A 13,326-nucleotide genomic window follows, 5' to 3' on the forward strand; every position below is an offset into this window, starting at 1 on the left:
GGCCGGGAACAGAGGTGTCGGGTTGTCCGGCGGATCGGCGGCCGGAAGAGCCACCCGGATTTTCACCGGGTCCTGTCTGGATGCGCGTTGATAGCGCGATGCATGTTGCGGCGCAACATGTAATTGAGGAACGGAACCCGCAGAAAAACGTTAAAGGGAACGTTGATGCAGACGTTGAATAAAGCGCGAAAAGGCGGGCGATCCGGCCGAGCAAACCCGTCAAAAAGCAGAAAGAAAATCGTATGACCGGCCAGATGTTGTTCGATTCATGGGGCGGCCTGGCGCGTGTTCTCGTCGTCGGCACGGCGGCCTACGCCATGCTGATCGTTTTTCTGCGCGTCTCCGGCAAGCGCACCCTCAGCAAGATGAATGCCTTCGATCTGGTGGTCACCGTCGCATTGGGCTCCACCCTCGCGACCGTTCTCCTCAGCAGGTCCGTGCCCCTGGCGGAAGGCGTCCTCGCGCTTGCCCTGCTCATTTGTCTTCAATTCGTGCTTACATGGGCGTCCGTGCGCTCCCGGAGCGTCCGCGATCTGATCAAGAGCGAACCGGCGCTGCTCGTGCGCGACGGCGTTTATCTGGAGGGGGCCATGCGCAAGGAACGTATGACGCGCGAAGAGATCGATGCTGCCTTGCGCGAAAGCGGGGTGGCCGCACTTTCAGGCGTTTCTGCCGTCGTGCTGGAAACCGACGGATCGCTCAGTGTGATTGAAAGCGGGGACGCGCGCCGATGATTTCCAAATGGCGCTGGCTGCTGCTGCGGATTGTCCGGCAAATCTGGTTTCGCGCGTCGCTTTTCGCATTGCTCGGCGTCGTCACCGCGCTTTTTTCGACCGGTGCGCAATGGGTCATCCCCGCCAATGTCTCCGTCAGGTTCGGCTCCGAGGCCGTCGGCCCGATCCTCAACATTCTCGCCTCCAGCATGCTGGCGGTCACGACCTTCTCGCTCACCGTCATGGTCACGGCCTATGGCGCGGCAACGAGCGACGTCACGCCGCGCGCCGCGAAGCTGCTGCGCGAAGACCCGACCACGCAGAACGTGCTGGCCGTCTTCGTCGGCGCCTTCCTCTTCAGCCTTGTCGGCATCATCGCGCTCAACACGGAGCTTTATGGCGCCTCGGGCCGCGCCATGCTTTTCGGGGTGACGCTCCTCGTCATCCTCATCATGGTGATTGCGCTTCTGCGCTGGATCAATCACCTCGCGCACCTCGGCATGGTGGACGAGACTTCGCAACTCGTGGAGGTTTCGGCGCGCGCCGCCTTCGACGAGCGTGCGAACACACCCTTCATGGGCGGCCGTCCGTTGCGAAGCGGGCAGGCCATTCCCGCCTCCGCCATTCCCGTCTGCCATGATGTGCCCGGCTATGTGCAGCATATCGACATGTCGGCGCTCGCCGCAGCCGCGCGAAACGCCGAAACAGATGGCGAGGTGAAGGTCTATCTCGCCGCGCTGCCCGGCGCCTATGTTCACTCGCACCGGCCCTTGCTCTGGGTCGATGGCCTGAAGGACGCCGAGCCGGGTTCGGATGCGCTTGCCGTCTTCCGCGATGCCTGCGTCGTCGGCGATCAGCGCAACTTCGAGGGTGATCCGCGTTTCGGCCTCGTCGTGCTGACGGAGATTGCCTCGCGCGCGCTGTCGCCGGGCGTCAACGATCCCGGCACCGCCATCGACATTATCGGCCGTCAGATTCGCCTGCTTGCCTCATGGGCGGAGAAGGGAGAGCGGGAAGGCGATGAGCCCGCCTGTCCGAACGTCTATGTGCCGCCCCTGTCTCTGGACGACATGTTCGACGATGCCTTCGCTCCCATCGCCCGCGACGGCGCAGGCTTGTTCGAGGTGCAGCTTCGTCTCCTGAAGGCGCTTCAGGCGCTGGCCGAAATCGGCGGCCCGGATTTCCGCCAAAGCGCGTTCCGCCGAAGCGCGCTGCGCCACGCGCGCATGGCACTGAAGCGCAGCGAAGACGCGCTGTTGCTGGAAGAAGAGAAGACGCGCCTGCGCGACGTCGTCAGGGAGATAGAGGGGTAGGGACGTTAGGCTACTTCCCCACCCGGGCTCACCAGCACCTTGCCGTGCCGCCCGCCCGTCTGCACACGGATGAGCGCCTCGCGGATATCCTCTATCGCATAAACGCTGTCGACCGGCGCATGGATAGTGCCCTTCAGCATCTGCTGGCCGAGGTCCGCATAGATCGCGCGGACTTCTTCCGCCGTGCGCCGCGCCATGAAGCGCCCCAGCATGAAGCCCGTGAAAGTCATGCCCCGGAAGACGACATCGGCAACCGAGACGGACGGCGCTTCGCCCGTCATGCTTCCATAGGTACAGATGGTGCCTTCATCCTTCACACAGGCGGCGATCCGCGCCGTTGCCCCGCCCGAAACGGCGTCGAGCCCGAGCGGGATCGTCGCGCCGCCCGTCGCCGCGCGCACCCGTTCGGCAAGGTCCGGCCCGTCGGTGAGGCAGATATCGGCGCCGAGCGCCATCAGTTCGGGGAACACATCGTCCCGCCGCGTCACGTTCACTGTGCGGATGCCCTTGGCCTTCGCCAGCGTGATGACGAGGCGGCCCACGGCGGAGTTCGCCGCGTTCTGGATCACCCAGTCGCCGGGCTTGAGGTCCACGAGATCGGTGAGCATCAGGAGCGCGGTCGGCGGGTTGATGCGCAGCATCGCCGCCTGCTTGAGGTCAAGCCCCGCAGGCACGGGCACAGCGTCTTCCGCCGCCACGCGGCGTTGCGAGGCCCAGTTCTCGCGCGCGAGATTGATCACGAGATCGCCCGGCTTCACATGGGCAACGCCATCGCCCACGGCGGTGACACGGCCCACGCATTCCGCACCCGGCGTCGCGGGCAGCGGCGGCCTGATCCTGTAATTGCCGCGGCAAAAGCCGATATCGGCGGGGTTGAGCGGAAAGGCGATAACGTCGAAAACGACCTCGCCGGGGGAGGGCGCGCCCACATCCGGCGCGTCCACGCAGCGCGCCACATCTTCCGGCACGCCATATTCGTTGAGTACGATCTTCTTCATCGCTCCCCCCGGATGATCTAGATCCCCTGAAAGCTCACCAGCTTGCGGGCTTCCGGGTCCCACAGCGCCAGCGACGCCGTCTTGAGGCTTTCCACGATGGTCAGCCGGTTGATTGTCTTCAGTTCCGGCATCGCGTCCAGGCATTCCTGCAAACGGTAGTTCGGGATGTGGCTGCACAGGTGGTGGATGTGGTGCAGGCCGATATTCCCGGTGAACCAGCCAAGCACGGAGGGCAGCACATAATAGGAGCTGCCCGTCAGCGCGCCGCGCTTGCGGTCCCATGTCTCGCCGGTGTCCCAGCTCGTATTCTCGAACTGGTGCTGCACATAGAAAAGCCAGACGCCCATCGCCGCCGCCGCGACCAGCACCGGTATCACCATCACCACGAAGTTGAGCCAGCCGAGCAGGAACAGCAGCGTGCCGTAAAAGACGGCAATCCCGAGATTATGCGCCATGACGCTGCTCCACATTTCCCATGCCGGGCGCCGCAGCGTGAGCGGTAGGCGTTGCAGCAGCAGGAAGTGAACCGGCCCGCCGATCATGAGCAGGAAGGCCGGGTGCCGGTAGATGCGATAGGCGAGGCGGCGCAGCGGCGTCAGCGCCCGGTATTCGTCGGTCGTCAGCGTGGTGATGTCGCCGAAGCCGCGCCGGTCGAGATTGGCCGACGAGGTGTGGTGCAGCGCATGCAGCCGCCGCCAATAGGCATAAGGCGTAATCGTCAGCAGACTGATGACACGTCCCGTAATGTCGTTGGCTCGCTTCGAGGCGAAGAAGGAGCCATGCCCGCAATCATGCTGGATGACGAAAAAGCGCAGCGCGCAGCCCGCCAGCGGAATGGCCAGCAGCAGCGTCAGCCAGTAGCCGACCTGAAGGCTGAAATACATGGCCGCCGAAAGCGCGACAAAAGGAACGACCGTAGTGACGATCTGCCGTCCGGCGCGGAAATAGCTCGGCTTGCGATAGCGCGCGCAATGAGCGGCGAATTTGTCGATCTTCGTATGCATGGTTTTTGTGCGCCGGAGGGCGCCTTTATGTTCGGGTACAGGGAGCATGCGCCGTGTCGGCGCTGCGCAGGAACGGGCTTCGTGTTTTGGCACGGCCGGAGCCGCGTGTCAGCTTCCGCGCGCGTCTTTCACGATCTTTTCGAGCCGTTCCTTGTCCGCCGCGCCCGGATACATCGTGCCGCCGACGATAAAGGCGGGCGTGCCGTCCACGCCGAGCAGCTCGGCAAGGCGGTAGGTGCGGCTCACATGATCCTGGATCGCCGGATCGGCCATGTCTTTCTTGAGCTTTGCCAGATCAAGGCCGACGTCTTCTGCAATCTCGTAAATTCCGTCCTCGTCCAGCCCGCCCTTGTGCTCGTAGAGCGCCGCATGCATTTCCATGTAGCGCCCCTGCTTCTTCGCGGCGATGGCCGCCTGCGAGGCGCTGAGCGAAACCGGCCCGAGGATCGGAAATTCCTTCAGGATGAGGCGGATATTGCCGTCCGCCTTCACGAAGTCCATCAGCGGTTCGAAGCTGCGCTTGCAGTACCCGCACTGATAGTCGAAAAACTCGACGATGGTGACGTCGCCATCCGGGTTCCCCGTCACATAATCCATCGGATTGTCGTAGATCGCCTTGCGGTTCTGTTCGACGGCGGCCTTCGTCTCCGCAAGCTCCGCCGCCGCCTGCTTCTTTTCAAGCGCGTCTAAGGCCTTCACCAGCACTTCCGGGTGCTCCACCAGATAGTCGTGAATGATCGTCTCGATCTCCGCCTTCTCCGCGGCGCCGAACGTGCCTTGCGCGTATGCAGGCGCGGCGAAAGCGAATGACAGGGCGGCGAGCAGAAAGGCGGGCAGGCGGAACAAACGGGTCATGTGTCTCTTCATGTTGAGAAAGGAATTCGTCTTGAGGCGGAAAAGGGCGAGGGCGCTCATCCGCGCTTCGGCATGGGCTGCACGGCAATATCCTGCGCGCGCAGCCATTCGGGGCTGCCCTGCGTGAGAAGCTTGGCGGCCCGCGTGGCATGTGCCTTCGCTTCGCCCACCGAGCCGAGCGCATCGTAATATTGCGCGGCGGAAAGTTCCGCCATGCCGATATTGTCGAGCTGCCCATAGGCAATCGAAAGCTGGTAATAGCCGAAGGCCTGCTCGCCGCTCTTGGTTGCGATTTGCAGATGACGGATCGCTTCGGGGGTCGCTTCCGTACCTTCGCGCGCGAGCAGCGCCCGCCCGAGCCCGAGGTGAAGCTGTTCGTCGGAAGGCTTCAGTTCCACGGATCGGCGATAGGCCGCGATGGCATCTTCCACCTTGCCGCTTTCGAAATAGATCTGCCCCTTCACTTCCCAGATGTAGGGATTGTTCGCTTCATGCTCCAGCAGTGGTTCGAGTTCGGCCAGCGCCTTGTCGAGCTGCCCCGTGCGGTGATAGGCGACGGAGCGCGCATAAAGCGCATAGTCGCTCTTGTCGGAAGCGGGATAGCGGTTGAACGTGACGGCGGGATCGTCGAGGAAGCCGTGCAGCTTCGCCTGCACCATCTTGAACTGATGGATGCGCGCGGGCGATTCTTGCTTGTCGAAATAGGGCGAAGCCGTCACCCGTGTTTCCAGCGCCGCGAGGCGCGCGCCGGACATGGGATGCGAGCGCGCATAGGGGTCTTGCCGGTTCGCTGTCAGCAGTTCCTGGTCGCGCATCGTCGAAAAGAGATCGAGCATGCCCTTGCCGGACTGGCCGGAGCGCTGCAGGAAAGTCGCGCCCGCCTGGTCGGCGCTGGCTTCCTGCTCGCGCGTGAAGGCGAGGAGCGAGCGCGTCGCGATGTGCTGGCTGCCCATGATCAGCGCCATGCCCGCATCGCCCTGACCGGCGGCAATCGCGCCCACGCCGAGGATCATCGAGGCGATCACCGGCATGCTCATGCTTTCGAATTCCTCGCGCCGTTTCACCAGATGCCCGCCAGACATGTGGCCCGTTTCATGCGCGATCACGCCAATGAGTTCGGAAGGCGTATCGACGATGGTGATGAGGCCGGTATGCACGAACATCTGCTGCCCGCCCGCCACGAAGGCGTTGAGGTTCGGATCGTTCACGAGATGGATTTTCACCGCGCCTGGGTCGATGCCGGCCGCGCGGAAGATCGGGTCGGAATATTCCCGCAGCATCGCCTCGGTCTCGGCGTCGCTGACCACCGCAATGCGGCCCTGCGCCGCCGCCGGGTGAGCGGCCTGGAAGGCAAGCGCGGCACCCATCGCCAGAATGCCAAGCGCGCGTGCCCCCTGTTCGAGGGCGGCGTTGAGCCCGAATCTCATGACTGCATACTCTCGTTAAACCCGTTTACATGAGGGCCTTCCGGCCCTTTCAAGTCCCAGTTGCAGGCCCGCCGCCTGCTTTTCCTTCCCCGGCGGCCCATTTCGCGTCACTCTCGCGCGTCCCCGGTTCTGGCGGGGGATTCTCCGCGGATTTCAGCGCCGCGTTGACGTTATGGGCATGTCGCGACTAAACGGTAGGGGCGGGCCCTGACCCCGTCAATCTCGCCGGGCAGTGTCCGCCTGCCAAGCGGGATACACCATACAAGAAACGGCGCTGACCGCTGAATCCGGCGCCGGAAGATCGATATGTCGAACATCAGGAGAAGCGCCGGAATGTGGTTAAATTATGAGGTACACACACGCCGCACGGGAATGGCGCTCGCCGCATTCACTGTGATTCTCGGTCTTTCGGCCTGCGTGGATGAGGGGCCCCGCGATCCCGTGGGCATCACGGCCGTGAGCCACGGCGTCGAAACCGCGGCGGATCGCCGCGCGCGCCTCACATCGGCGGGCAGGGTCGAGGCGGATTCGCGCGATCCCTGGTTCGCCGGTGCCGCCATTGCCGACGAGCCCTCGGCAGCGCTCCTCGCGCGCCAGGTGCTGGAAGAGGGCGGCAATGCCGCCGATGCGGCTACCGCCGTCTATTTCGGCCTCTCCGTCACTTATCCCGCAGCCGCCGGTCTTGGCGGCGGCGGCGTCTGCCTCGTCCATGAGGCGGGCAAGAAGACGGTCGAGACGGTCTCCTTCCTTACCCGCAATCCGGCCGGCGGCGGCAGCATCGCCGTTCCGGGCAATGTGCGCGGCTTCGCGCTCATCCATGCGCGCTATGGCAAACTCCCTTGGGGTTCGCTCGTCGCGCCCGCCGAGCGTCTTGCCGCGACCGGCCTGCCGGTTTCGCGCGCCACGGCGGGCCAGCTCGCAGGCAACGCCGCGATCATCGGCGCCTCGCCCGCCCTGCAGAAAACCTTCTCCAATGACAGGGGCGCCATTGCGGCCGAACTCGATGTCGTTACGCGCCTCCAGCTTGCGGCGACGCTTGCCCAGGTGCGCAGCAAGGGCGTCCGCGGCTTCTATTCCGGCGCGACCGCACAGCGCCTTGTCGAGGCCTCGTCGGGCGCGGGCGGCGCTCTCTCCATGGGCGACCTCCGCAACTACCGCCCGGATGTCGTTGCCGCGCAATCCGCCGATTCCGGCACGTCGCGTGTCTGGCTTCCCGCGGCCTCGCTTGGAGCGGGCGCTTTCGGCGCCGCGCTCTGGTCGAATGCGGGCACGGCAGGCCCCGGCGATCTCGCCGAGACCGCGCGCCGCACGGCGGTTCAGCTCGGCGCGAAAGGTGATACCGATCGTGACTTCGGCTCCACCGCTTTCGCCGCCATCGACGGTGAGGGCGGGGCGGTTGCCTGCGCCGTCACCATGAATGGCGCCTTCGGTTCGGCGCATGTCGCGGAAGGAACGGGCGTCGTGCTCGCGGCAAGCCCGGCGAGCCCGGTCGCGGGTCTTGCCTCCGCCTTCCTCTCGCCCGTCATCGTGACCGGCGCGACCGGCGAATATGTCCGCGTCAGCGGCGCCGGAGCGGGCGGGCCCAAGGGGGCTGCCGCCATTCATTATGTGGCGCGCAATGCGCAGTCGATCGAGGCGGCGGAAACCGCGCTTGAAAATGGTCCCGCCGATATGCGTTCCCCGGCGAATGCCATCGTCTGCCCGGATGGCATCGCCTCGGGCGCCTGCGGCTTCGCCATCAATCCGCGCGGCAACGGCATGGCCGTCACCGGCATTGCGGGCGGCTGACAGTCTGCTCCCGGGATCGGGACAATGAACGCGCGGAACGCGCGCGACAAAAAAGGCCCGGAGAAAACTCCGGGCCTTTTGCTTTGCATTCGTTACGAGGGCTTCTAGCGCCGCTGCCACCAGCCGCGCCGCGAGGGCTCATTCGAGGGTTCTTCTTCCTCGGCCTCGCCGGGCATCGGTCCGTCGGCGTCCGCACCGGCCATTTCGGCGACGGGTTCGTCCTCTTCCGCTTCTTCCTCGGCTTCTTCCCGGGCTAGTTCTTCCTTCGCCTCGGCTTCCGCTTCGAGAAGTTCTTCAGGTTCGTCATAGGCGCCTTCCGTGGCGGCCTCTGCTTCCCAGGTCTCCTCGTCGTCGTCGGACGGGTCTTCGGCTTCGAGTGCGCCGCGCGAATAGGAGAGAAGAGCGGGCGCCTCGCCGCTCGCAAGCGGGTCGGCCTCGTCTTCCAGCGACAGGTCTTCGCCGTCGCTGTTCTCCGCCCCATCCGCGTAGCTGTCGCTCGCGGTGTTTTCCTCGCCCTCATCGCCCTCGGCAGTGCCTTCCTGACGGCGCTTGTTGCGGCGTCCGCCACGGCGGCCACGGCGGCGGCGCTTGCGCGGCTGTCCGTCCTCGCCGAGTTCCTGCTCGCCATCGGCGCGCGCGGCATCTCCCTCCGCATCGTCCTCGGTGTCGGCTCCCTCCGCTGTGGCGGAAGCTTCTTCCCCGTTCTCGCCGGCATTGCCATCGCTATCGCCATTGGCCTCGCGCGGCGTATCGCCTTCGCCTGCGGGACGGCGCTTGCGGCGGCGGCGCTTGCGGCGGCGCTGTCCGTCGTCCTTGCCGTCGCCCGCTTCGGCATCGGCATTCGTCTCGTCCGCCTCGTCCTCGTCGGGCGCCGTTTCGGTGACGGCGGGCTCATCTTCCTCGGTGTAGCCGCTCTCGATGTTGATCGCGCCCTGCGCCGGCCTCGTGCGCGTCAGCGCGCGCGCTTCCGCGGTCTCGATCTTGTGCTCCGAACCGGCCAGCGTCGCATCCGCCTCGATGAAGACGGAAGCGCCGTAGCGCTCTTCCACATCGAGAAGATTCGCGCGCTTCTGGTTCAGAATATAGATCGCGACTTCGGCAGGCACCTTCACGGTGAAGGCGGTGGCACGGCCCTTGATCGCTTCCGCCTCGACGCTGCGCAGCACATGCAGCGCCATCGACTCGACGGAGCGTACGAGCCCCGTGCCCGAGCAATGCGGGCAGATGACCGTCGAACCTTCAAGCACGCCGGACCGCATGCGCTGGCGCGACATTTCGAGAAGGCCGAAATGGCTGATCCGGCCGACCTGGATGCGCGCCCGGTCCGTCTTCAGGCAATCCTTGAGCTTGCGTTCGACCGCACGGTTGTTGCGGTTCTCGTCCATGTCGATGAAATCGATCACGATGAGGCCCGCGAGGTCGCGCAGGCGCATTTGCCGCGTGATCTCTTCCGCCGCTTCGAGATTCGTCTTCAGCGCCGTCTGCTCGATATTGCGCTCCTTGGTGGAGCGGCCCGAGTTCACGTCGATGGAAACGAGCGCTTCCGTCGGATTGATGACGATATAGCCGCCCGACTTCAGTGTGACGGTCGGGTTCAGCATCGCGTCGAGCTGCTGCTCGACCTGCTGCTTCTGGAAGAGCGGCTGCGTTTCCTTGTAGGGCTGAACATTCTTCGCATGGCTCGGCATGAGCATGCGCATGAAGTTCTTCGCTTCCTTGTAGCCTTCGTCGCCCTCGATCTGGATGGCGTCGATATCCTTGTCGTAGAGGTCGCGGATCGAGCGCTTGATCAGGCTGCCTTCCTCATAGACGAGGCTCGGCGCCGTCGACTTGAGCGTCAGCTCGCGCACGCTTTCCCACATGCGCAACAGATATTCGTAGTCGCGCTTGATCTCCGCCTTGGTGCGCTTCGCGCCTGCCGTGCGGACGATGAGGCCCATGCCTTCCGGCACATCGAGCGACTCGGCGATGTTCTTCAGCTTCTTGCGGTCGGCGGCCACCGTGATCTTGCGCGAGATGCCGCCGCCCCGTGCCGTGTTCGGCATCAGTACACAGTAGCGTCCGGCGAGCGAGAGATAGGTGGTGAGCGCCGCCCCCTTGTTGCCGCGCTCTTCCTTCACGACCTGCACCAGCAGGATCTGCCGGCGCTTGATGACTTCCTGAATCTTGTAGGAGCGATAGTTGTTGCGCTGCTTGCGCGGCGCGGCTTCTTCCATCGCGTCTTCGGCGCCGACGCTCTCGATCGTTTCATCGGAGCGGACCGATTCCGTTTCGCCCGCGTCCGAAGAGGCGTCGGGAGTGGCGTTGTCGTCGTCCTCGTCGTGTTCGTCGTCGGACCCGGCCTTTTCTTCCCTGGCTTCCGCCTCGGGCGCGTTGTCTTCCTCGTCGTCTTCCTCGTCCTCGCGGCGCGCTTCATCGGCCTGCTGTTGCAGCAGGGCTTCGCGGTCGGCCACCGGGATCTGGTAGTAGTCGGGATGGATTTCGCTGAAAGCGAGGAAACCGTGCCTGTTACCGCCATATTCGACGAAGGCTGCCTGGAGCGAGGGCTCCACGCGCGTCACCTTGGCTAGATAGATATTTCCTCGAAGCTGTTTCCTGTTTTCTGACTCGAAATCGAACTCTTCAACGCGATTGCCGTTTACGACCACCACCCGGGTTTCCTCGGGGTGGGCCGCATCGATAAGCATCTTCTTTCCCATATGGAACGTCTCCGTGGCGCAATCCGACGCACGAGGGCCGCCGCATGGTCATGCGTGCGGGCGTTCGCGCGGGTGCGCCGCTTGTTTGAGTCCTTGTCGTCGTGCCGGCACCGTTAAGGCGCGCCGCGGCGGATGGGGACTGGGTCTGAAATGAAAGTGATGAATGGGCGAGGAAGCGCCGCGCGACCGGACGCACAGCCGTTCCGAAACCCTTCGCGGAAAATTCCCGCGAGATCGGCCGGCCGGTGTGCTGTCTGACTGCGTCGTGCATCTCTACCTTTGTGGTGCACCCATCAAGGCGCCGGGTGCCGGCGGGCTCCCCTCTGCCGGGCAATATGGCCGGGCGGGACGAGCGAGTAACTTTTCCGAATGCGCGCTTTGGCGATTACCGGGCGGCGCCCTTGTCAGGACAGCGCCTTTGCTGGAAAACGCCGGGCCCGCGCGGTCCGCTTCCGGTATCGCCCTTGTAGGGGTGTCACGCCGGCGCGCTACGGTTGCCCGAATTCCTGGAGCCGCCCGGGACATGGAAGTCCGTCGCGGCGGACCGGATACCCGTTTGAGGGGGTGTTCATCCGGCAGTGACAGGTTTTACCGTTTACGGCTCTGATTTGGCAAGCGATACGGCATGGGCCTGTTTGTCCTGTTATTAACCATTCTACCCATTGAAACTTCGTAAATTTTTGGCGAGGTAACGATTTTTGAAGTAATCTCAGTGCATTACTGATTTGGGTGCTTCGTTTGGCACCTCCATTACCGCCTCCGAACAGTATATGGCGGGCGTCGGCGGGGCAGGGGCTCCGCTTTAGTGGCGTTCTCCCGGGCCCGGGCCGGGCCGTTCGGAAACCGCGGTTTTTGGTGGCAGATCGGGCGGGTCGCGAGGGACGAGGCGGCGGATATGAAATTTCACCGGCGGACAGGGCGCGTAAGGATGGCGGGTTTCGGCCTGATTGCCGCCTTGTGCCTCATCGCCGGTATGGCCGCTCCCGCTTCCGCCGACGAACTCGCCGATTTTCTCGCAAAAGAGCTCCGCGAAGCCTCCATTCAGCAGGATAATCCGGTCCAGCAGGAAAGCGACGCGCTTTCGACCGGCGCCCTGGGCAGCGATACGGCTGTGCCGCTCGCGCCTGCCGGCGATGCAGTGGAGCAGGGCGGGCCTGCCGTCACCTCCATCCGCATCGGCGACCACGGCGCCCAGACCCGCTTCGTCATGGAAATTTCCGGCGATGTCCCCGCCGACTACACCGTCTTCACTCTCTCGGACCCCTATCGCGTCGTCATCGACGTGAAGGGCATTCCTTTCCGCCTGCTCGAAGAGCCGGCCGACAAACACAAGGGCTTCGTCTCCGGCTACCGCTATGGCCGCTTCGAGGCGGATACCTATCGCGTCGTTCTCGATGCGGCCCAGCCGGTCGATATTTCGCGCGACTTCGTGCTCGATCCGCAGGCGGGCTTCGGGCGCCGCATCGTGCTCGACCTCGCCCCGACCGACCTTGCGAGCTTCAATGCCAAGGCCGGCCTGCCCGCGAGTGCCGAGCCCGCCGCTCCCGCCCTCGCGAATATCGCCGCGGTGCCGGTCAGCCCGCCCGCCGAGCGTCTCGACCGCCGCCGCGTGGTGGTCATCGATGCCGGGCATGGTGGCGTCGATCCCGGTACGCATGGCCGCTCCGGCGTTCAGGAAAAAGAAGTGGTCCTCGCTTTTGCCAAGCAGCTCGGCGATGAACTGCGCGCCTCGGGCCGCTACGAAGTCCACCTGACCCGCGAAAGCGACATCTTCATTCCGCTGCGCGAGCGCGTGGCGATTGCGCGGCGTCACAAGGCGGACCTCTTCATCTCGGTTCATGCCGACGCGCTCCAGAAGTCCTCTGTCCGCGGCATGTCGATCTACACGCTCTCCGAAACATCGTCGGACAAGGAAGCCGCCGCGCTCGCCCGCAAGGAAAACCAGTCGGACGTGATCGCCGGTCTCGATCTCGAAGGCGAAAGCCCGGAAGTGACCGGCATCCTGATCGACCTCGCCCAGCGCGAAACCAAGAACTATTCCTCGCGTTTCGCCAGGACGGTCGTCGATTACGCAAGCCAGAAGACGCGCACCCTCGATCCGGCCCACCGTTTTGCGGGCTTCGTGGTGCTGAAGGCGCCGGATGTGCCCTCGGTGCTGATCGAGCTTGGCTTCCTGACGAATCCCGAAGACGAGAAGCAGCTCACCTCGCCTGCATGGCGCGCCACAATGGCGAAGACGCTGTCGCGCTCCATCGACCGCTATTTCGGCGATCGCCTGGCCGAAGGCCCCAACTAAAAGCCGAAGGCCCCAACTGGAAGCCGAAGGCCTGAATTGCGCCCCTGCCTCTCCATTTCGTAATTCCGCCGCAACGCTTTCTTGGTAAAAGCGCGCTTTATATGTATCCCGGTAAATATGCCGGGTGAGCGAAGTCGTTTCGCAGCCTTGTGCATGCCATAATTACTGCCTAGCAAGCAGTGCGGGGCAGGGATGTTGGCAAGACTATTGGCAAGACTATTGATCGTGTGGGG

9 protein-coding genes and 1 other annotated feature are annotated in these 13,326 nt (G+C 64.4%); of the genes, 4 read left to right on the top strand and 5 right to left on the bottom strand.

All coding sequences use genetic code 11. The annotated features are described in order from the left end of the window. Positions 1-20: 20 nt before the first annotated feature. Positions 21-76, bottom strand: a sequence feature (sul1 is cis-regulatory element that is thought to sense ions involved in sulfur or methionine metabolism; They are found in Alphaproteobacteria). Between the two features lie 178 nt (positions 77-254). Further along, entirely contained in the window at positions 255-734 is a 480-nt protein-coding gene (locus tag ABJO61_RS16700; protein WP_348324578.1) for a YetF domain-containing protein, read from the top strand. Then, a complete protein-coding gene (locus ABJO61_RS16705) occupies positions 731-2,026 on the top strand; it encodes a DUF2254 domain-containing protein (RefSeq protein ID WP_348324434.1) in 1,296 nt (431 codons plus the stop codon). The genes ABJO61_RS16700 and ABJO61_RS16705 overlap by 4 nt, the downstream gene beginning before the upstream one ends. Positions 2,027-2,031: 5 nt before the next feature. On the opposite strand, the gene ABJO61_RS16710 is transcribed toward ABJO61_RS16705, so the two are convergent. The 4 genes from ABJO61_RS16710 to ABJO61_RS16725 all read right to left on the bottom strand — a co-directional run bounded on the left by ABJO61_RS16710 (position 2,032) and on the right by ABJO61_RS16725 (position 6,310). Next, on the bottom strand, positions 2,032-3,024 hold the full coding sequence (locus tag ABJO61_RS16710) for a zinc-dependent alcohol dehydrogenase family protein (protein WP_348324436.1): 993 nt from the start codon (positions 3,022-3,024) through the stop codon (positions 2,032-2,034). 17 nt (positions 3,025-3,041) lie between these two features. Then, positions 3,042-4,028 carry a fatty acid desaturase gene (locus tag ABJO61_RS16715; RefSeq protein WP_348324438.1) on the bottom strand — a complete coding sequence of 329 codons (987 nt, stop codon included), beginning with the start codon at positions 4,026-4,028 and terminating at the stop codon, positions 3,042-3,044. Positions 4,029-4,136: 108 nt separating this feature from the next. Continuing rightward, on the bottom strand, positions 4,137-4,883 hold the full coding sequence (locus ABJO61_RS16720; RefSeq protein ID WP_348324440.1) for a DsbA family protein: 747 nt from the start codon (positions 4,881-4,883) through the stop codon (positions 4,137-4,139). Between the two features lie 56 nt (positions 4,884-4,939). Continuing rightward, positions 4,940-6,310, bottom strand: a complete 1,371-nt coding sequence (locus ABJO61_RS16725) for a M48 family metalloprotease (RefSeq protein ID WP_348324442.1) — start codon at positions 6,308-6,310, stop codon at positions 4,940-4,942. 333 nt (positions 6,311-6,643) lie between these two features. Between ABJO61_RS16725 and ABJO61_RS16730 the strand changes: the two genes are divergently transcribed. After that, positions 6,644-8,098, top strand: a complete 1,455-nt coding sequence (locus tag ABJO61_RS16730) for a gamma-glutamyltransferase (RefSeq protein ID WP_348324444.1) — start codon at positions 6,644-6,646, stop codon at positions 8,096-8,098. Between the two features lie 104 nt (positions 8,099-8,202). Here the strand turns inward: ABJO61_RS16730 and ABJO61_RS16735 are convergent, their stop codons facing one another. Continuing rightward, complete coding sequence (locus ABJO61_RS16735; RefSeq protein WP_348324445.1) at positions 8,203-10,797, bottom strand: Rne/Rng family ribonuclease; 2,595 nt, start codon at positions 10,795-10,797, stop codon at positions 8,203-8,205. An 895-nt stretch (positions 10,798-11,692) separates the two neighbouring features. On the opposite strand from ABJO61_RS16735, the gene ABJO61_RS16740 reads away from it, so the two are divergent. Beyond that, positions 11,693-13,093: an N-acetylmuramoyl-L-alanine amidase gene (locus ABJO61_RS16740; RefSeq protein WP_348332163.1), complete on the top strand. Its 1,401-nt coding sequence runs from the start codon at positions 11,693-11,695 to the stop codon at positions 13,091-13,093. Positions 13,094-13,326: the final 233 nt, after the last annotated feature.

It is taken from the genome of Parvibaculum sp. (assembly GCF_039973015.1).
Taxonomy (GTDB): domain Bacteria; phylum Pseudomonadota; class Alphaproteobacteria; order Parvibaculales; family Parvibaculaceae; genus Parvibaculum.